General features: G+C 32.0%; 22 protein-coding genes. 20 read left to right on the top strand and 2 right to left on the bottom strand.

Annotation, left to right across the window (positions count from 1 at the left end; translation table 11 throughout):
- Window positions 1-11: 11 nt before the first annotated feature.
- On the bottom strand, window positions 12-1,232 hold the full coding sequence (locus ACY3JO_RS01005) for a lipid-A-disaccharide synthase-related protein (protein WP_463084961.1): 1,221 nt from the start codon (window positions 1,230-1,232) through the stop codon (window positions 12-14).
- A gap of 141 nt (window positions 1,233-1,373) precedes the next feature.
- On the opposite strand from ACY3JO_RS01005, the gene ACY3JO_RS01000 reads away from it, so the two are divergent.
- From ACY3JO_RS01000 to ACY3JO_RS00950, 11 genes are all read left to right on the top strand, one after another.
- Complete coding sequence (locus ACY3JO_RS01000; RefSeq protein ID WP_463084960.1) at window positions 1,374-2,366, top strand: LacI family DNA-binding transcriptional regulator; 993 nt, start codon at window positions 1,374-1,376, stop codon at window positions 2,364-2,366.
- Window positions 2,367-2,572: 206 nt separating this feature from the next.
- Window positions 2,573-3,850 (top strand): ABC transporter substrate-binding protein, encoded by a 1,278-nt coding sequence (locus ACY3JO_RS00995; RefSeq protein ID WP_463084959.1) that lies wholly within the window; start codon window positions 2,573-2,575, stop codon window positions 3,848-3,850.
- Window positions 3,735-4,436 (top strand): ABC transporter substrate-binding protein, encoded by a 702-nt coding sequence (locus tag ACY3JO_RS00990; protein WP_463084958.1) that lies wholly within the window; start codon window positions 3,735-3,737, stop codon window positions 4,434-4,436. The genes ACY3JO_RS00995 and ACY3JO_RS00990 overlap by 116 nt, the downstream gene beginning before the upstream one ends.
- Window positions 4,437-4,511: 75 nt before the next feature.
- Window positions 4,512-5,522 carry an ABC transporter permease gene (locus ACY3JO_RS00985; RefSeq protein ID WP_463084957.1) on the top strand — a complete coding sequence of 337 codons (1,011 nt, stop codon included), beginning with the start codon at window positions 4,512-4,514 and terminating at the stop codon, window positions 5,520-5,522.
- A 17-nt stretch (window positions 5,523-5,539) separates the two neighbouring features.
- The gene (locus tag ACY3JO_RS00980; RefSeq protein ID WP_463084956.1) at window positions 5,540-6,418 is read left to right on the top strand and encodes an ABC transporter permease; all 879 of its coding nucleotides are present in this window, start codon (window positions 5,540-5,542) and stop codon (window positions 6,416-6,418) included.
- Complete coding sequence (locus ACY3JO_RS00975) at window positions 6,418-7,410, top strand: ABC transporter ATP-binding protein (RefSeq protein ID WP_463084955.1); 993 nt, start codon at window positions 6,418-6,420, stop codon at window positions 7,408-7,410. Before ACY3JO_RS00980 ends, ACY3JO_RS00975 begins: the two co-directional genes overlap by 1 nt.
- Complete coding sequence (locus ACY3JO_RS00970) at window positions 7,407-8,387, top strand: ABC transporter ATP-binding protein (protein ID WP_463084954.1); 981 nt, start codon at window positions 7,407-7,409, stop codon at window positions 8,385-8,387. The genes ACY3JO_RS00975 and ACY3JO_RS00970 overlap by 4 nt, the downstream gene beginning before the upstream one ends.
- A gap of 26 nt (window positions 8,388-8,413) precedes the next feature.
- Window positions 8,414-9,772 (top strand): alpha-glucosidase/alpha-galactosidase, encoded by a 1,359-nt coding sequence (locus ACY3JO_RS00965; protein ID WP_463084953.1) that lies wholly within the window; start codon window positions 8,414-8,416, stop codon window positions 9,770-9,772.
- A 599-nt stretch (window positions 9,773-10,371) separates the two neighbouring features.
- Window positions 10,372-10,575 carry a hypothetical protein gene (locus ACY3JO_RS00960; protein WP_463084952.1) on the top strand — a complete coding sequence of 68 codons (204 nt, stop codon included), beginning with the start codon at window positions 10,372-10,374 and terminating at the stop codon, window positions 10,573-10,575.
- A 19-nt stretch (window positions 10,576-10,594) separates the two neighbouring features.
- Window positions 10,595-10,759, top strand: coding sequence for a hypothetical protein (locus ACY3JO_RS00955; RefSeq protein ID WP_463084951.1), 165 nt, complete (start codon window positions 10,595-10,597; stop codon window positions 10,757-10,759).
- Complete coding sequence (locus ACY3JO_RS00950) at window positions 10,716-10,889, top strand: glycosyltransferase (protein WP_463084950.1); 174 nt, start codon at window positions 10,716-10,718, stop codon at window positions 10,887-10,889. Before ACY3JO_RS00955 ends, ACY3JO_RS00950 begins: the two co-directional genes overlap by 44 nt.
- Here the strand turns inward: ACY3JO_RS00950 and ACY3JO_RS00945 are convergent.
- Entirely contained in the window at window positions 10,856-11,752 is an 897-nt protein-coding gene (locus ACY3JO_RS00945) for a glycosyltransferase family 2 protein (RefSeq protein ID WP_463084949.1), read from the bottom strand. The two genes, ACY3JO_RS00950 and ACY3JO_RS00945, sit on opposite strands and share 34 nt — an antisense overlap.
- A 41-nt stretch (window positions 11,753-11,793) precedes the next feature.
- Here ACY3JO_RS00945 and ACY3JO_RS00940 point away from each other — a divergent pair, with 41 nt between their 5' ends.
- From ACY3JO_RS00940 to rd, 9 genes are all read left to right on the top strand, one after another.
- Complete coding sequence (locus ACY3JO_RS00940; protein WP_463084948.1) at window positions 11,794-12,456, top strand: response regulator transcription factor; 663 nt, start codon at window positions 11,794-11,796, stop codon at window positions 12,454-12,456.
- 1 nt (window position 12,457) lies between these two features.
- Window positions 12,458-13,693 (top strand): HAMP domain-containing sensor histidine kinase, encoded by a 1,236-nt coding sequence (locus ACY3JO_RS00935; RefSeq protein WP_463084947.1) that lies wholly within the window; start codon window positions 12,458-12,460, stop codon window positions 13,691-13,693.
- Between the two features lie 5 nt (window positions 13,694-13,698).
- The gene (locus tag ACY3JO_RS00930) at window positions 13,699-14,277 is read left to right on the top strand and encodes a hypothetical protein (RefSeq protein WP_463084946.1); all 579 of its coding nucleotides are present in this window, start codon (window positions 13,699-13,701) and stop codon (window positions 14,275-14,277) included.
- On the top strand, window positions 14,265-15,707 hold the full coding sequence (gene lnt, locus ACY3JO_RS00925; protein WP_463084945.1) for an apolipoprotein N-acyltransferase: 1,443 nt from the start codon (window positions 14,265-14,267) through the stop codon (window positions 15,705-15,707). Before ACY3JO_RS00930 ends, lnt begins: the two co-directional genes overlap by 13 nt.
- Window positions 15,704-16,249 (top strand): LPS export ABC transporter periplasmic protein LptC, encoded by a 546-nt coding sequence (gene lptC, locus ACY3JO_RS00920; RefSeq protein WP_463084944.1) that lies wholly within the window; start codon window positions 15,704-15,706, stop codon window positions 16,247-16,249. The genes lnt and lptC (ACY3JO_RS00920) overlap by 4 nt, the downstream gene beginning before the upstream one ends.
- A 15-nt stretch (window positions 16,250-16,264) precedes the next feature.
- A complete protein-coding gene (gene lptC, locus ACY3JO_RS00915) occupies window positions 16,265-16,912 on the top strand; it encodes an LPS export ABC transporter periplasmic protein LptC (RefSeq protein WP_463084943.1) in 648 nt (215 codons plus the stop codon).
- Window positions 16,909-18,000: an LptF/LptG family permease gene (locus ACY3JO_RS00910; protein ID WP_463084942.1), complete on the top strand. Its 1,092-nt coding sequence runs from the start codon at window positions 16,909-16,911 to the stop codon at window positions 17,998-18,000. Before lptC (ACY3JO_RS00915) ends, ACY3JO_RS00910 begins: the two co-directional genes overlap by 4 nt.
- Window positions 17,979-20,102 (top strand): LPS-assembly protein LptD, encoded by a 2,124-nt coding sequence (locus ACY3JO_RS00905; RefSeq protein WP_463084941.1) that lies wholly within the window; start codon window positions 17,979-17,981, stop codon window positions 20,100-20,102. Before ACY3JO_RS00910 ends, ACY3JO_RS00905 begins: the two co-directional genes overlap by 22 nt.
- Window positions 20,103-20,170: 68 nt before the next feature.
- Window positions 20,171-20,329, top strand: coding sequence for a rubredoxin (gene rd, locus ACY3JO_RS00900; protein WP_463084940.1), 159 nt, complete (start codon window positions 20,171-20,173; stop codon window positions 20,327-20,329).
- The last annotated feature ends 19 nt before the right edge of the window (window positions 20,330-20,348 follow it).

Below are 20,348 nucleotides of genomic sequence, written 5' to 3'. Positions count from 1 at the left end.
TTCCTCCCCCTTTAAACTTTAATAATTTGATAAATCTTTTCTGCTATCCTTTTGGAAGCTCCTTTTTCACCCATTCTTTTCCTTCCATTTATGGATATCTTCTCTAAAAGTTCACTGTTATTGTATATCATGGAGAATATTTTAGGAATTTCTTCTGCATTTTTGGCTAAAAAAAGAGAATCACCTAAGAGCCTCTTCTGTAAAAGAGCAAACTTTTTAGTAAATTGAGGACCTTTACCAAATATGGAAATGGCTGGTTTACCAAGACCTACAAACTGTTCTGTTGCTGTTCCTGCCATGCAAAGTCCTATCTGGGCATGATGAATACAATCAGAGAAGGCATGGGTAAGAATTAGTACATGACTTTTATTTTTAAAAAGTATATAATCTTTGGTTTCTATGTACTTTATAAAATTTTTGGAAAACAAAATGTTTTCTAATTCCTTTATGGTAATATTAGGAGATATAGCAGTAAGAAAAAGAAATTTTTCATCTGCTCCTGATTTTAAAAGATTTAATATACCTTCAGTAAGGAGCTGAAAATTATAATAAGCTTCTGGTATTTTAGATCCTGGAAGAATAAGAATTTTTATATAATTGTAGAAATTATTAATAGGTATTTTGTTTTCAGGTTCTAAGCCATCCATCATAGGATTTCCTAAATATTCGGAGTTTATTCCTGTTTTTTCCAGAATTAAGTGAGAGAGAAGATCACGGGGAAAAACCTTTAAAAGATTTTCTGATCTCATAAGAAAATATTCCAACAGATAAGTTCTTATGGCAATTTCCATTGCTTTATTCTTGGAAAGTTTTTGTATATTTACCCTTTTATCATCTTTTAATGTGTAATATACTGATTTCTGAATGCTTACGAAGAAAAAATTTTTTTGGGATAATCTTGCTAAAAAGAGGGGTATGATATCGCCTACTGCTATTATATATCCATTTTTTTTAGACCACTTTTTAATTTCTTTCCACTGTTTCCGATGAAGATTCAATAATCCTTCTTTTAAATCTTTATATAAAATTTTTAGATTAGTTATAAATCCACCTGATGGTAATTTTTTATGAGGTCCTAAAAGGGGTATTTCATTTTTTTTATATAAAAATCCTTCCCCTACAATTGGCAGGGCTTCTATTTCTATTGAACTGTCTATTTCTCTTAACTCTTTTATGATATTGACTGCTACGTAATCTTCTCCATAGCCATTACTAATAAATAAAACCCTCATGTTTTAGATTTTAAGTCTATGAAAAACAATATGTCAATTTTATTTTTACTCAAGTAAACGTTTACAAATATATAATATTTGGTAAAATAAATATTAAGACAATAAATAGAAAGGGCAATAAATAGAAAGGGGAGTGTATTAATGGTAACAATAAAAGATGTGGCAAAAGAGGCTGGAGTTAGTATAGCAACAGTGTCAAGAGTGCTTAATAATTCTCCAAGAGTAAATGAAGAGACAAAAAAGAAGGTATTAGATGCGATAAAGAAATTAGGATATTCTCCTAATTTGGTGGCAAGAAGTTTGGCAAAAAAGTCTTTAAAAACCAATGTTATTTCTATTGTAGTTCCATTTTTTACAAGGGAATTCTTTGTAGAGGTTTTAAGGGGTATAAATAATGTAATATCTAAAACCGATTATTCTATTCATCTATATAATATTGAGAGGATAGAAGATAGAGAGAAAATTTTTTCTCCTGAGCTTTTTAATAGATGTGATGGGCTAATTGTAGTTTCTTTTGATATTAAAAAGGATGAGGCTAAGATCTTAAAAAATGCTCAAAAGCCTGTAGTCCTCATTGATAGTTATCATCCTGAGTTTTCCAGTGTATACGTTGATAATAAAAAGGGAGCTTATATGGCTGTAAGATATCTTATTGCTACAGGTAGAAGAAATATAGCCTTTGTTAGTGGTGTGATAAATGATCCTTTGGGGTTTATGGCAAGTTATAGAAGATATGAAGGCTTATTAGAAGCATTAAAGGAGGCTAGAATTCCTTTTAATCCTCTACTCCATATTCAAACTGGATTTTCCTTGGAGAAAGGATATAGAGCAGGTAAAACTTTAATTAGTCGAGGAATTCCCTTTGATGCTGTTTTCTGTGCGTCAGATATTCAAGCCATAGGATTGATGAGAGCACTTTTAGAGGAAGGAATAAAGATACCTGAAGATGTAGCTATAATTGGTTTTGATGACATATCGGATGCCAGATATTTAGGTCTTTCCACAGTAAAACAACCAATGACTGAAATGGGAGAAGTGGGGGCAAAGATACTCCTTGATTTATTATTGGGGATTGAAAACTCTTTCACCCATTTAGAGCTTCCTTTAGAGCTTATTATTAGATTGACGTCTTAAGCTTTAAATTGAAGATATTTTTATCATTCTAATTTTTTATATGGCCCTTGACTTATTTTTTATTTTATGATATTTTTCATTCTGTAAAAGCGATTACACAAATAAAAATTAATTAAATTAGGGAGGTGATGAAAAGGTAATTTTGGTTTAGACTATAATTCTGAGGGTTCTGTTTAAAAAATATTTGGAAAGGGGGATAAGATTAAATGAAAAAGCTTTCAATTATAATATTATTCATTCTGATGCTTTCTCTAGTAGGTCAAACTGTTACGTTTTCTCAAGTGCTTCCTAAGGTTCCTCGTCATGAAACACTTATAGTGGATGCCTTACATGGAAGATTAGCTAATCCAAAAGATTTTAATTTCTGGAAGCCAGGAGTATCAGTAGGTAATGGGGCTCAACAGATGTTATTTGATGGTCTTTGGTACTTAGATCCACAAACAGGTAAAGTAATCAATGCTTTAGCTCAATCTGGACCAATATATGAAAATAATTTTAGAAAAATGACAGTTAATTTGAGAAAAGGAATATATTGGAGTGATGGAAAGCCTTTCACTGCTGATGACGTTGTATTTACTGTAGATTATCTTATGAAACATCCTGGAATGTCTTATAGTGATGCCTTCAATAGATATGTATCTAAGGTCTATAAGAAAGATAATTACACTGTAGTGTTTGAACTAAAAGAGTCAGTACCGGCTTTTCATTATCTCTTTACCTCTATTGTCTATGCTACCTGTTATATTATGCCTAAACACGTGTTTGAAAAAGTAGCAGATCCTTTAAAGTTTGAATTTAACCCACCTATTTCTTTAGGACCCTATGTTTTGAAGCAATACGATCCTCAAGGATATTGGTGGTTATTTGAAAGAAGAGTTGATTGGAGAAGGACCAGTGTAGGTCAGACATATGGTATGCCACAGCCTAAATATGTACTTTTTATTTACGATGGTCCTGATGAAAAGAAGGTAATGGCACAAGCTCAACATCAATTAGATCTTATATTTGACTTAACTCCTGAATCTTGGGAGATTCTAAGAAAAAGCAACCCCTATTCAAGGGTATGGTATAAAGATTTTCCATGGGCTTGGATGGATGATGTAAGGGCAAGAATAATGGCTATGAATTTAGAAAAGCTACCATTCAATAACAAGGATGTAAGATGGGCTTTAACATTAGCTACAGATATAGTTGACGTAGTAACATCTGGATTTGATGGGATCGCAAGGGTCAATCCTTTATGGATATGTGCAACAGAATCCCTATTAAAAGAGTACTATTTAATTCTGGAAGATTGGTTAAAGAATTTTACTTTAGAGGATGGATTTAAACCCTGGGATCCAACAGTGCCAGATAGGATTGTAGATTATGCGAAGAAGAAGAGGTTATACAGTAACAGGCAATCCAAGAGAAATCTTTGGTATTGGTTGGTGGAAATATGCTCCAGATGTGGCAGAAAAACTCTTAGTAAAGAATGGATTTAAGAAAGTTGGAGGAAAATGGTACTTACCCGATGGAACTCCTTGGAAGATAACTATTACTGCTCCTGCTAATTTTGAAATACATGCTACAAGACTTGCTTTTGCAGTAGCTGATCAGTGGAGAAAGTTTGGTATAGATGTAAATGTAGAGACAGTAGAGGCAGGACCATTCTGGAATAAGTGGAACCTTGGAGATTTTGAAGTTGGTTCTTACTGGGAAGTACCAGCAACTGATTTCTACACCTTTGTACAAGGTTACCATTCTAGATTCTATAAACCAACAGGGCAGGTAGCTACTGCAGGGAACCAGATTAGGTGGAAGAATGCTAAGTTAGATAAACTCCTTAATGAGTTAGTAAACTTACAGCCAGAATCTCAAAAGGCAAAGGCTATAGTAAGTGATATATTGAAGCTTTATGTAGAAGAAATGCCAGCACCAGTCTTTATAATCAATTTGAAGTTTAATTCACAGGATCATTACTATTGGACTAACTTCCCAACATCAGACAATTCTTATATGGCACCTGTATGGTGGTGGGGTCAATTTAAGTTTATCTTACCACAAATAAAGCCAACTGGCAGAAAGTAAGTAATGTACAAAATTTGGGGTTTCTCCCTCGTTTAGAGGGGGAAACCCTATTTTAGGGAGGGAGAAACTTTAAAAATGAATTTATTAAAAAGGTATATTATTCCAAGATTAATTCAGTATTTTGCTGTTATATTTATAGGTGTAACTGTGGTTTTTTTAGTTCCAAGATTTACTCCTTTGGACCCTGTAGTAACAGTTCTTAATAGGATGACATCTTACGGTGCTCAATATCTTGATCCTTCTGCAATAGAGAAATTGAAGGATACTATGATGGAGTTATACGGATTGAAGGGGAGTATATGGGAGCAATATTTAGGGTTTTGGAAAAGGTTATTTAAGGGAGATTTTGGGCCTTCCTTATCAATATTTCCAACACCTGTAATTTCTATAATTGCAAATTCTTTACCCTGGACTTCAGGTCTTTTAGTTGTTGTTGCTATCCTTTCATGGATAATAGGTAATATTCTTGGTGGAATAGCAGGATATTATGCTGATAAGAAATGGTCAAAGCTAATGTCTATAATTGCCATGTCAATTTATCCAATTCCCTATTATATAATGTCTTTGGTACTTTTAATTCTTTTTGCCTATATTTTTCCTATTTTTCCAATGGTAGGAGGATACAGCATAGGTCTTACACCATCTTTATCTTTAGAATTTATATTTAACGTAATTAAGCATGCTACTTTACCAGCATTATCTCTTATCCTAATAGGTATTGGTTGGTGGTTTCTGAGTATGAGATCTTTAACATCTACTATTGTAGCTGAAGATTTTGTAACATATGCTGAAGTAATGGGGATTCCATCAAGGAAAATACTGTTTCAATATGTTATGAGGAATGGTTTGCTTCCTCAGATAACAAATTTAGCCTTACAAATAGGTGGTGTTTTTAGTGGATCTTTGATTACAGAGACAGTTTTCTCATATCCTGGATTAGGACAACTTCTTTATATGGCAATTAATAACGGTGATTTTAATTTAATTATGGGAATAGCTGTACTTTCTATTGTAGGAATAGCCACTGCAGCCCTTTTAGTTGACTTATTATATCCTCTCTTTGATCCTCGTGTACGTTACAGGTAAGGAGGAAAGCTATAGTTATGTTATTGGTAATAAGAGATTTATATAGGAGTGATAAAAAGTTTGCCTTTGGTTTTACAGTTATATGTTTGTTAATTTTTTTAGCTTTACTTTCTTTTGTCTCCCCTTATGATCCAAAATTATGGAATGTTGTTCCTAAAAATCAGCCTCCCTCTTTTCATTATCTATTGGGTACAAATTCTATGGGGCAAGATATATTCTGGAATTTAACACATGCTATAAGAAATTCTGTATTCCTTGGGTCTCTTACTGCAGTAATATCAATTGTGATTGGTACCTTTGTAGGACTTCTTTCTGGTTACAGAGGTGGAGGTCTTGATAGATTTCTAATGTCTGTAAATGATAGTTTTATTGTTATTCCCAGTCTACCTATTCTTATTCTTATATCCTCAATAATAAAACAGGATGTCAGTCTTATTCTAATTGCCTTTATGCTTTCCTTATTCTCCTGGCCCTGGGGAGGAAGACAGGTAAGAGCTATTGTATTAGGTCTTAGAGAAAGAGAATTTACATATACAGCAAATTTCTCAGGAATGAGTACTTTTCAGATTATTATGACAGAGCATCTTCCTTTTGTTATACCATGGGTAATGGCTAACTTTATAAACACAATTTTATGGGCAATTGGAATGGAAACTACTCTTGCTATTTTTGGGCTTTCAAGTTTGGAAACTCCTACTATAGGGACGATTATTTACTGGGCATTACAATATCAAGCTCTTCTAAGAGGAATATGGTGGTGGATTTTTCCCCCTGTAATTTTAGCTATACTTCTTTTCATAGCTCTTTATACTCTATCGGTGAGTATTAGTAATTATCTTGATCCACGAACCAGAATTCAAAGAATAAGGATGAAAGAAGGAGGGCAAGAAGCCTAATGTATGCTTTAAAAGTGGAAAATTTAAAGGCTTATTATATTACTTCCTTATATGGTATTGAGAGAAAAGTTAGGGCAGTTGATAACGTGTCTTTTCAGGTTATGGAGAATGAGATTTTGGGAATAGCTGGAGAGTCTGGATGTGGTAAAAGTACTCTATTGAAAACCCTTATTGGGCTTATTAAACCTCCCTTAAGCGTGATTGGAGGGGGGATATATTATAAATATAATGGTAGAGAAATAGATATATTAAAGGATATTAATGTTTTAAAAGAATTAAAATGGAGGGTTTTTTCCTATGTACCTCAAGGCTCAATGAGTGTACTAAATCCAACACGAAAAATTATAAATACTTTTGAAGATGTAATAAAGGTACATCTTAACATCACAAATAGTGATGTAATTAGAAATATGGTGGGAGATCATTTTAAGAGTTTGGGTCTTCCTTTAGAAGTTCTGAATTCATTTCCTCATCAACTTTCAGGTGGTATGCGACAGAGAGTTACTATAGCTTTAAGTACTATACTTAAGCCTAAGGTGATTATAGCTGATGAAGCAACTACAGCCTTAGATGTAGTAGTACAAAGAGGAGTGATCCAACTTTTAAAAAGGATTCAATCGGAATTTAAGAATACATTAATTATGGTAACTCATGATATGGGAGTTCATGCTAATATGGCTGACAGAATAATTATTATGTATGCAGGAAAGTTAGTAGAAATAGGTAGCGTAAAAGATATTTTTAAGAATCCTCTACATCCATACACTAAATATCTTATTGAATCCCTTCCTAAGATAGGTGATAAAACCTTGAAAAAGAGTGTCCCAGGAGCTCCTCCATCTCTTTTAGATCCTCCATCTGGTTGTAGATTTCATCCTCGTTGTCCTTATGCAATGAAGGAATGTAAAGAGATAGTGCCAGACTTAGTAGAGGTAGAGAGTGGACATAAAGTAGCTTGTTTTCTTCACCGCAAGGAGGTTGATAAAACATGATGGAACAAGATTTTTTGTTATATGTTAAAGATTTAACCAAGATATTTGTAATTGGGGGAAGATTTTTAGGGGTAAAATTAATAGTAGTGAATAAAGAAAGTTTTTCTTTACCTTTAAATAAGCCTGAAATACTGACTATTGCTGGGGAGACAGGATCTGGAAAAACCACCTTAGCTCGTATGATATTAGGTTTAATTGAACCAACTTCTGGAGAAATATATTATAAGGGGGAAAGAGTAACTGATTTAAATTCTAGAAAAAATAAACTTAAATTTATGAAAGAAGTACAGCCCATATTTCAAAATCCTTTTGAAGCTTTTAATCCTTTAAAAAGGGTAGATTCTTATCTTTTTAATACAGCCATCAATTTTGGTCTTGCTAAAAATAGACAAGAAGCGATGGATATTGTTGATATGAGATTACAAGCAGTAGGCTTAAATCTAAAAGAGATAGAAAAAAGATATCCTCATGAACTTTCTGGAGGACAGCTTCAAAGAGTTTCTATTGCGAGAGCACTTATAACAACTCCGTCTTTGCTTGTGGCGGATGAGCCAGTTTCTATGGTTGATGCTTCTTTAAGGATGTCCATAGTTAATCTATTCAAAGAACTTAAGGAAAAATATGGTGTTTCAGTATTATATATAACCCATGATTTGACTACTGCCTATTATATAAGTGATAGGATTGCCATTATGTATAGAGGAAATATTGTGGAAATGGGACTTGTAGAGAAGGTTATGCTTAATCCTCTACATCCTTATACCAAGCTCCTAATTGAGTCTGTGCCAGAGCCGGACATAGATAAACGTTGGGAAGTTGATATAAAACTTTCTGCACAAGAGGTTAAAGAATTTTCTAAACTTGGTTGTAAATTTTCAGATCGTTGTAATGATGCAAAAGATATATGTTTTAGAGAAGAGCCTAAAAAGATTTTTATAGATGATCGTTGGGTAATGTGTCATAAATATATTTCTTAAAAAATTTAAATTAAGGAGGTAGTTTTATGGTAAAAATAGCTATTATTGGTGCTGGTAGTGTAGCCTTTTCTATGAAGCTTATTCAAGATCTTAATTACTACAAAGATCTTTCTGGAAGCACAGTAACCTTTATGGATATTAATGAGGATAGGCTTGATCTTGTTTATTCCTTAGCTGATAAGTATAGAAAAGAGGCTGGTACCGATTTAAAACTTGAAAAGACCACAAATAGAAAGAAAGCATTAAATGGAGCTGATTTTGTAATAAATACAGTAAAAATAGGTGGATATCATAATATGGAAAAGGAAAGAGAAATTGCTGAAAGTTTAGGTTACTACAGGGGAGTGGATGATAAGGTAAGTGATTACTATGGGGGATTCGCTGCCTATGAACAACTAAAATTTGTAAGAGATTTGGTCAAGGATGTAGAAAAATTGGCTCCTAATGCATGGTATATGCAGGTTTCTAATCCTGTTTTTGAGAGTACAAATTTAGCTTTAAGGGAGTCTGGCCTTAAGGTGGTTGGTTTTTGTCATGGATATTTAGAACTTTTCCATTTGGTAAAAGCTTTAGGTTTGGATCCTAAGGATATAGAAGAGCAAGTAGCAGGGTTTAATCATTGCATCTTTTTGACGAAATTTAAGTATAAGGGGCAAGATGCCTATCCCTTAATAGATAAATGGATAGAGGAAGAAGCCCCAAAGCTTTGGAATTCTTATGATTATGTGATATCTCCTTGGGAATATACCCAACTTTCTCCTGCAAGTGTAGAGATGTATAGACTTTATGGTTTATTCCCTATTGGAGATACTCCAAGAAGTGTTTCACCTTGGTGGTTCCATACAAGTTTGAATGAGAAGAAAAAATGGTATCCTGCAGGAGGTCCAGATTCCGAAATAGGATGGACTATGTATCTTTATGGATTAAAGCTTAGATTGCAGCAGATGGAGAGATTGGCAAGAGATCCTAATGTATCAGTAGTAAAAGAATTACCAATGGAAGAAAGTATGGAATCTATAATACCTTTTGTAGATGCAATAGTAAACAATAACAGAAGAAGATTGGTTATTAATGTACCAAACAATGGAGCTATTCCTGGTATCCCTGATGATGTAATTGTGGAGATACCAGTATATGTAGATAAGAATGGAATTGAAAGAGAAAAGATTGAGAAAATCCCATCCCGTTTAATGCTTTATGTATTAATACCAAGATGGTTAAGAATGGAAAGAATACTTCAAGCTTTTCGTGAAGGAGATAGAAAGAGTCTTCTTCTTATGGTTATGGATGACCTAAGAACTCAAAGTTTTGAACAAGGGAAGAATCTTGTTGAAACTCTTCTCTCACAACCTTGGAATGAGGAGATGAATAAACACTACAAATAGAAAAAGGGGGATTTTTATCCCCCTTTTTATAAAATTGTGTTATAATCTATCTCATCTCTTTTTTCTATCCTCTTTATTTTCTTCTTTTAAGAAATTTTCATTATTAACTTTTTTAGTACTGCTATTTATAGCTTAGGTACTGTTTTAGCTACTGATATCCCCTTAGTACAATTGAAGATGTTTGCTTCGATTATTCTTATAACCGGTCTTATCCTTAGTATGTCAAAGGAGATAATTTAGGGGATAAAAAGGTTAAAAGACATGTCTTCTATATGAGTATAGTAAGGACAATTTGTTTTTCTTTTTTTGACAAGAGTTGATCCATATTCAGATTCAAAAAAACAAAGAATCTATATATGGAAGTCTGTATGGAAGATGCTTTTAGTAAGTTATACCCTTGTTATAGATTACCTTGAACGGTTGAAGTAACATATCTTTTGCTCATAATCTTCCATTGAACCTTCTTGCAGAAACTGGTGTATTAGGTTTTATGTCTTTTTCTTTGCTTGTCTTTCAATTTTTTTTATCGAGGGATAAAGGCATATTTAAGAGATATAGATTATCTCTATTGGGCTATTCTGAGTGGGTTTACAAGAAATATGGGGCATCAGTTTTTTGATGGTACTATGTGGTCACTTACAGAAACCCATGTAATGGAGCTTATTAAAGCTTTAAGGAATGAATTTGAATTTTTTGTAACAGCTACTCGGGGAAAAGGAATACCAATGTTAGAAAGAAACAATATACCTTATAGGGAAATTCAATATTCTCTTCTCTTAACTATTCTCTTTCTGTTTTTTTAATAGGTGGGCTGATATAGTCGTGGTTATTCATAATGGAATCTCAGAAAGTGCTGAAGGGAAAAATTTACCTATTAAGGTGGATGGGTTTATTATAGGGACTACTGCTCGATTAACAAAGACAAAATACCAAGAGGTTATAAGTGATGGTATTGATGGGATCTTATTCAATTGTAACTCTTATTGAGAAGAAAAATCTAAGATATGAGTTAGCTCAAAATGGATATGAAAAATTCATTAATGAATTTACTTCTACAAAGATGGCTAAAGGGACAAAAGCAGTTTATGAGGAAATTTTGTCCAATTCTTCTAAATAGACCTTATTCAATACTCCTGAAAGGAAAATTTGGGATAATGTATGGTATCCTTTCTTTTCTGCAAAATTAAACCACTTTTCTATATTCTTTTCATTTATTAATCCAAAGAATCTTTGAATAAAGTTTCCTATTTTATAAATTCTCCCCATCTGTATCATCATCTTAACTTCTAAAGTAGGATGTTTATTGTAAAAATAAATAGCTGATCTTGCCCTTTCTCTCTCTTTATTTAATAAATAGGGTAAATTAGTAAGATCAGGGGGAATACTAAGATGCCAAACAATAACTTTTTCTGATTTTACCAGTTTTACTCCCAGTTTCTTAAGTCTTATCCCTAATTCTAAATCCTCCCAACCATAAAAGGTAAAATTTTCATCAAAAAATCCCGTGATAGATATAAGCTTTTTTGAAACACTTACATTTCCCGTAGCAAAAAAGGCGGATGAAATATCTCTTAACTTGAATTTTTCTGCCCACGGTTCTTTCCAGTTATATGTGGTTATCACAGGTCCTTGTACTATTATATTAAAGTTATTTTCTTTTTGGATATAATAGTGATTTTTAAGAAAATCCTTCTTAACATATATATCACTATCTATAAATGCTATAAGCTTACCTTGAGAGATATTAAGTGCCATATTTCTTGCATGAGCTGGTCCTTTTCTTTCCTTACTCTTTATATATTTCAAGTTAGGATACATTTTTTGAAAGTTATTGAGCAGCTCACTAGTATTATCAGAAGACCCATCATCAGAGATGATAACCTCATATTCCCCTTCAAAATCTTGATTAAGAATTTGAGGAAGAGTGATCTCTAATAGATTTTTTCTATTATATGTTGGCATAATCACACTTATATCCATAATTTTCTAATTATATCAGATTTTTGTGATATACTTAAACTATGCGTATTCTTGTTGTAGAGGATGATAAGAAAATAGCAAATCTGTTAAACCTTGAGCTTACTCATGAAGGACATGAGGTAAAGGTAGTCTTTGATGGTTATGATGCCCTAATAGAAGCAGAAGAATTTAAGCCAGATGTGGTAATTCTTGATATAATGTTGCCTGTAATATCTGGAAAAGAAGTGGCAAAAAGATTGAGGGATAAATATCCTGATATGGGTATTATAATGCTTACCGCTCTTCACGAAGTAAAGGATAAGGTTGAGTCTTTTAATTTGGGGGTGGATGATTATGTGGTGAAACCTTTTAGTATAGAAGAGCTTTTAGCAAGAATACAGGCTGTCTCCAGGAGAAAGGAAAAGAAGAAAGAAATAATTGAAAAATATGGTATTTCAATCTTCCCATTAGAGTATAGAGTTTTAGTTGATGAAAAAGAGATTGAATTATCTAAGACTGAATTTTCTCTTCTGTATCTTTTAATGAGAAATGCTGGGATAGTTCTTTCTAAGGATAGGATTTTGTCATATGTATGGGGAGATTATGATGATGAGAGAAAAAATTTAGTAGAGGTATACATAAATTATCTTAGAAAGAAATTGGGGGATAAAGGTAAATATATAAAAACCATAAGAGGAATTGGATATTCCTTTAGGGAAGATTAATATGAAAATAGCTTGGAAGATCACTCTAACTTATACTTTTGTAATAGTAATTTTTATGTCTCTTTTTTCGTTAATTTTTTATGAGAATTCTAAAAATACCATTATGGATGAGCATAAAAAAGATCTCTATAAAAGTTTTTTTGGCTTTTCCTATGGAAGAGGATTTATGATTGGAAGAGGAATGGGAAGAATTTCTTCCTATTATATTGCCCAAGATGGAATGGTGATCCAAGATCCTTTTAGTTTAGGTAAAGTGGAAGAAGAAGGTATTTATAGAACTAATGATGGATACTATGTACTCATAGTGAAAAGGGATGAATATCTTATTGGTAAGGATATTACATCTACCATATATGCCCTTGATAGATTAAAAAGAAATTTCATACTTTTTGCTTTGCTTTCCATAATTCCCTCTATGGCTATTGGTTATTTCATGTCCAATAGGTTTTTATCTCCCATAAGGAGAATAATAAAAGAAGCAAAGAATGTGGATATAAGAAGGCAAGATAGGATAAAGTTTACAAAAACAAAGGATGAACTTTGGGAGCTTGTGAATACATTGAATATGATGCTTGAAAGAATAGAAAGGGTTTATAAACGAGAGGAAGAATTTTCTTCGGATGTTTCTCATGAATTGAAGACTCCTCTTACTTCTATTCTGGGGTATATAAAAATGTTAAAAAGGTGGGGAAAAGAAGATAAAAAAATTCTTGAGGAGTCATTAAATATATTAGAGGAAACAACTCAAGATATGGTAAATATGGTGGAGGCACTTTTAGAAACTGCAAGGGTCTCAGAAAATATAAGTTTGGATAGATTTTCTGGGGAAGAATTCCTTGAGGAGATCAGAGAAAAATACTCCAGAGTTTATCCGGAATATGAATTTAATATAGTTTTTGATAGAAAGGAAGAGGTGGTTTTTCCTAAAAAGGTTCTTGAAATTATTCTGGGAATTTTTATTGAGAATGGAATTAAAAATTCTCTTGATAAAAAAATAATTGATATAGGTTATAATGATGGTAAATTTTTCGTAAGAGATTATGGAAAAGGTATTCCTGAAGAAGAGATTTCTAAGATTTTTGAAAGATTTTATAAATTGGACAAGTCAAGAAGTAGTAAGGGATACGGACTTGGCCTTTTTCTTGCCAAAAAGCTCTCAGATTTGGCAAGTCTTGAGATAGAGGTGAAGAGTAAAGAGGGAGAGGGAAGTATATTCTATATAAAGAGGAGAAAGTAGCATTTATGAAAAGGATTTTTGTTCTTCTATTTATTATGTTGTTATTCTTATCAGGATGCGCACGTACTGTTACTATAAGACCAAAGGGATTTTTAAATATACAGATAGAATTTTACAATTCTATAATTTTATATGATGATAGTAATTACTATGCCCTTATCATACCATTTAATAAGGATGGATATGTAAGTGATGATAGAAACACATGGCAATACTTTATTTGGTGTGATGTAGAAGTAAATACAGTTAACTTCAAGTGGGGGAAAAATGGAGATCTGTCAACCCTTCAGCTATTTTCTTTGGTACATGCTCAACTTAAAGGTGAGATTTCAGAGGATAAAACTACTTTGATTTTTCAAATTCCATTGATTGTTTTTGGAGGATCTCTAAGTAAGCTTTATATGAAGGTATATTTATACAAAATATTAGGAAGCCCATCATATATGCAACGTTTAGCTGATCCTCTATGGAGTGTTCCACAGGAAGATATAGATATAGATTTAATCAATCCTATCAGTGGAAAAATATTATATGATGAATATTTTTCTGATCAAGTAAGTTATATAAAAGTATGGTTAGAGTAAACAAGTTCAGAATTTTTGTATATCTTTTTATATCTATACTCTTTTATATTCTTTCCTTTCCTCCCTTTAATTTCTCATTTCTTATCTTTTTTACCCTTATACCTCTTTTTTCTCTTCTTCCAGAAATTACTCAAAAGAAAGCTTTTATCTTAGGTTTTTTATATGGAATTGGCTATAATAGTGTTAACTTTTATTGGATACCAAGCTTAGTATCTCATTTTACAAGTATAAGTCTCTCTATATTTGTGTATCTTCTTCTTATTATTTATCTTTCTCTATACTATGGAATTTTTCTTTGGGGTGTAAAAAGAAAAGAGAATTCTATATTTTTTCCAGCCTTTTTTATGGTATTTATACAATGGATAAGATCCCATGGACCTCTTGCCTTTAATTGGGGATCATTTGGGGAGCCTTTAGTTCATATTTATCCTCTTCTTCAATGGGCAAGTATATTTGGCGAATTAGGTTTAGTTTTTTTAGTCGTTTTAGTAAATACTTTAATAGCAAGATTTAGGGAATTGGATTTTAAGAGAAAGATTTCTTTTATTTTGGTTTTTATCTCTCTATTTATTGTAGGAATTTTTATAGGCAGAGGGGATTACAATTCATTTATGAATGTGGGAGCGGTACAAGGAAGTTATGATAGCTTTTCCAAATATTTTTATACCAATATTTATGATCAATTCCAGGTTCATAAAGATCTAACATTAAATCTTCCTGATAATTTGGATTTGGTGGTATGGGCAGAGAGTGTACTTTTTTGCTATTTAAATCATTCTCCCATATATCTCAAGGAGTTGAGAGAGCTTGCAGAGTTTAAAAATACTAATCTTCTTTTAGGATCCTTGGAGATGAAGGGAAGAAATATTTATAATTCTGCATATCTCATAACAAAGGATGGAAGATATGAGATGCATAGGAAGGTACAACTTGTACCTTTTGTTGAGGAAGTCCCCTTTCCTTTCAATTATGTAATTCCAGAGTATTTTAAAGGACTTATTGGAAATTATAGTAGTGGTCATGGTTTTTATTCTTTATCTATTGATGGGAAGAAAATAGGTGTACTTATATGTTTTGAATCTTTATTCTCAGATCCATCAAGAATACTTTCTCAAAGACATAGTGATATAATTGTGGTTATAACTAATGATGGCTGGTTTCAAGGGACACCAGCAGTCTATCAGCATAAGAATCAATCTCTTCTTAGAGGAGTAGAAAATAGGAGGCCTATAGTTCAGGTAGCAAATACGGGGATTACATTTTTCGCTGATCCTTATGGTAGGATTATAAAAGAAACAAAAGAAGGGGAAAAAGTTGCTATTTATGGAGAAGTTCCAAAAGGGAGCTTTTCTCTTTATACTTTTTGGGGGGATATGCCTATATTTTTGGGATTTTTAATATTTCTTTTGATAAAATTGATTAAAGAATGAGACGGACAATTTTCTTTAGTGTATTGATATTGGTGGTTCTTATCGCTTGGGGAGGAAGTTACTATCTTTTTCCTCCACAAAAAGAAGAAGTATCTTCTAATTATGAGAAGCCTGGTATTTATGCAAAAAAGGTACATTTGAAGGGTAGAGATAAGGGAAATTTGAGTTGGGAGATCTCAGCTGATAATTTAAGTATTGATTTAAGTTATAGAAAATTTCTCTTTGAGGGGAATATAGATGGTAAGGTATATAGAGATAATAAATTGTCTTTGTATATAAAAACAGAAAAGGCAGAAGTAGATAGGAATAAAAAGATAATGAAAATACCAGATAGATTATATTTTGAAACTGAAGATGGTTATGTGGGTGAGGCAAGAGAAGGGGTATGGTATTTTGATACAGGGGAATTTGTTAGTACAATGGGAAGGGTAAGATTTGAGAAGAAAGGAGAGTTTAAGGCCGAGGCAGATATTTTTAGATTTGATTCTAAGGAAGGAAAAGCTGATTTTGAAGGTAATGTAATGATAGAAGTATTATATTAAGAGGGGAGGAAAAACATGAAAAAGATAATTGGATTTTTTTTAATCTTTGTGTTAATCATAGTAATTGGTTTTTCACAAACTAAAACTCCTATTAAGATTTCTGCCCAGAAAATATCATATGATTTTGGAAAAAAGGTGACTCGAGCAGAGGGAAATGTTACTGTTATATATAAACCTGGACAAGAGGATGAGACAAAGATTACAAGCACAATAATACTTTATAATCAAGATACCAGTATTGTGGAAGCTCCAGGAAAAGTAAGTATTACACAAAAAGAGTTATCAATTGTTGGGGAGGATTTAAAGGTAGATCTTAAAAAGGAGATCTTGGAGTTAAAGAAAAATGTAAATGTAGTTTTGCAGAGAAAAAGTGGAGAGAAAATAGAAATTACAAAACTTTTTTCTCAGGGAATAGTTTACTCTTTAAAGAATAAAACAGGAAGTTTAACTGGAAGCGTAAGAATAGAGAGAGAAGATCTTATAGTAACTGCAAGTAGTGCAGACTTTGATATTGATAAAGAGGTTTATACCTTTTTAGATAATGTAAAGATGTTGGATAGTGATAAGAATGAAATAAATTGTAAAAAGCTTATAGTATATGTAAAGGATAAGAGAGTTGAGGCAGAAGGCAATATAGATACTACCTTTTACGTAAAAGAATGACAAGAATAAAAACTTATCACAAGTATGTATTAAGTGAATTATTGGGCCCCTTCTTCTTGGGAATATTTGGATTTATACTAGTAATGCTAATCCAAATACTTTATGAGTTTTCTGATTTTATTATTTTAAGAAGGGTCAGTTTAGAAGTTGTATTGAAACTTCTTTACTATAAGATTCCATCATTGTTGGTATTTGTAATTCCTGTGTCTCTTCTTTTCGCTATAATTTTTTCCTTTGGAAGGCTTATGAGAGATGGCGAAATATTTGCCATGAGATGTAGTGGAATTTATTTTTATTCTCTGACAATTGTACCCCTTTTGTTTTCCCTATTACTTTCCATAATTCTTTGGTTTTTTACTTATTCTCTTATTCCAGAATCTAATTTTCGTGCTAATAAATTGATTCAAAAATACTTTTTTTTAAATCCTGCTCCTGTAAAGGATGAAAATGTTTTTTTTCATGATGAAGAGGGAAGATATTATTACGTTAAAAAAATAATAGAAAAGAGTAATAAAATGGAAGATGTACTTGTATTTGATACCTCAAATTCCGATAAATTTCCTGTTATTTACACTGCAAAGGAGGCTATTTGGGATAGAGATTCACTTATATTAAAAAGTGGCATAGTACATTATTTAGGAGAGGATTCCTTTGTAGCATGGGAGGGAAATTTTGAGGAATTTAAGATAAATCTTCCTCAAGATTTTATGTTAATCTTTTATAGAGATAGAACTCCTCAAGAGATGCCTACTAATGAACTTAAGAAAAGGATTGAAGTTTGTAGAAAATCGGGAATATCTGCCAGATCTTATCTTGTAGAGGATTATCTAAGAGTCTCTCAAAGTGTTGCATTACCTATATTTGCTCTCCTTGGATTTAGTGTAATCCTTATTACAGGAAGGGGAGGAAGACTTTGGGGAACTGCCTTTAGTATTATTATTGCCTTCTTTTATTATGGTTTCAATATTATCGCTCGATCCTTAGGAGAGCATGCTATTTTTTCTCCTTTTATCTCTGCATGGTTACCTAATATTACCTTAGGAAGTATCAGTTTGGGAGTATTTATATGGAAGATAAGAAAATGGTAAAAAGATTAGTTTTTATTACGATAATACTATATTTTATCCTACATATAGCTTTTGCTGAGACCCCTTGGAAAATAAAGGCAGAAAAAATATCTTTTAATTGGGAAACCCAATTTTTTAAGGCGGAAGGTAATGTGGAGTTTTCCGGAAAAGATTTATTAATAAAGTCAGACAGATTAGAGGGTAGTATAAAAGAAGCCTTATTTATAGCAGAAGGTAATGTTTATTTTAAAGATAGAGAGGGAGAGTTTTGGGCAGAAAGTATAGAGTACTTTTATAAGGAAGAGAAAGCTAATATAAAAAATGTGAAATTAAAATATAAGGTACTTGAATCTCAGGAAAAGGTGTATATAAAAGGGGAAGATTTAATATGGAAGAAGGGAGATATATCCCTTAAGAAAGGTGCTTTTACTACTTGTTCTTATGAAAACCCTCATTATTTCCTTTCTGCATCTCAAATTGAATATTATCCTAATGATAGGATAGTTTTTATTAATGTGATTTTCTTTTTGAGATTTCCATGTCCTGCTTTTTATCTACCAATTTTTTATGTTCCCTATTATGTGATTTCTCTCACCAAGGAGCAGTCTCCATTTCCTCAGATCGGTTATGATTCTACTCTTGGATTATATCTTACATATCCTTTTACATATAATCTTTGGGGAATTCCTGGTGTTCTTACTTTCCTTATATCTCAAAATCAAGGGTTTAAATTCTCTCTATCTCAAAAATATAGTTTTCCAAATCTTTCTGGAAATATAGAGGCCCACTACCTTTATAATTATAATCTCAATATCGATGAATTAAGACTTAATATTACTGGTAAATACGCTCTTTCTTCTCTTTCCTTAAATTTTAATTCTATATATTTTTCTTATCCTTACTCTGGTAATTATTCCTTGCAAAACTCAGTTAATTTAACCTATACCTCTGGAATATTAAGAACTAACATACTTGGTACTTGGAATACTAATCCTAACCTTAACAATAAAAAGGTAAATATTGATACTACTATCAATTTCAACAAAAATCTAAAATTGCAGTCCAATATAAGATATAACAATCTTTCTTATACTTTAGGAGGTAGACAAGAGGATTTGCAGGGAAATATTAACCTTGATTACAATGATACTTTTCAAAGATTTTATATATATGCCAATGAAAGATGGACTAATACTACAGATTTATTATTAAAGAAGGTACCAGAATTTTATTATAGTAGAAAATTATCTCTTGCAAGTATTCCATCAAGGCTGGAATTACTTTTTGGAAATTATATTGAGCCAGGTATTCCTTTTACTATCAATACATGGAAAATGGGATTTTCTTTAACTTTATCTCCCAAGTTATCATTTTCTACAGGAAATATCTCTTCCAGTCTTGGATTTAAGCAGGAGTTCTATGGTACTCAAGATGCACGTTATCTTTTATTTGGAAATATAAGTTATAGCTATAGACTTTCATCTTTAATTTCAGGAACTCTAAATTATAATTTTCAATGGATAGGAAAAGATATTGCAACTGGAGATTCTGGAAATACTCCTTTCTATTTCGATTATTTAACGAATATTAACAATATAAGTGCCCAAGCTACTATTGGAAATCCCAATATAAATATATCCTTACAGCAAGGCTATAATTTTATCAATAATACACCCACATCTTTATCTATTTTAGGAATGCTAAAAATGGGAAAAACAGCAACCTTTTCTGCTAAGACGTCTTATCTTTGGAATACTCAAACATTCACGCCTCTTTTTATCCAAGGTAGTTTTCAGAATCCAAACTTTTATTTTTCTTTTGGTAGTCTATATGATTTAAATGCTAACGTAATTAAGAGGGTGGATTATAAGGTAGGAATTAATATAACCGGAGATTGGCATTATGCTGTTAAACTTAGTCTTTTAGGTTATTATCTACCTAACTTAGGGAATACCTTTTATTCTCTCTCCTTAGAGAAGGATCTTCACTGTTTTAATATGAAAGCTACATATTATTTTGCTACTCAAAGTTTCCAATTTAGCATATATCTTAAGGCTTTTCCTACAAAAGGATTGGAACTTATGGGTAGACCTGAGGGATTTACCTTGTTACCAAGTTTTTAATAGAAATACTTGTAGTTTTTTGATATAATTTAAAACTGAAAATAAATTTTAATAAGGGGGTTAAGTTTATGACAAAATATAGATGTGTAGTATGTGGGTACATTTATGATCCAGAGGAAGGAGACCCTGATGGAAATATTCCACCAGGAACACCTTTTGAAGAGATTCCAGATGATTGGGTATGTCCTGTTTGTGGTGCGGATAAAAGTATGTTCAAACCAGTATAAGTTATAGTATATTTAAGTT

This window comes from Dictyoglomus sp. LHC4 (assembly GCF_055181355.1).
This window is presented reverse-complemented; position numbering and strand designations above follow the sequence as displayed.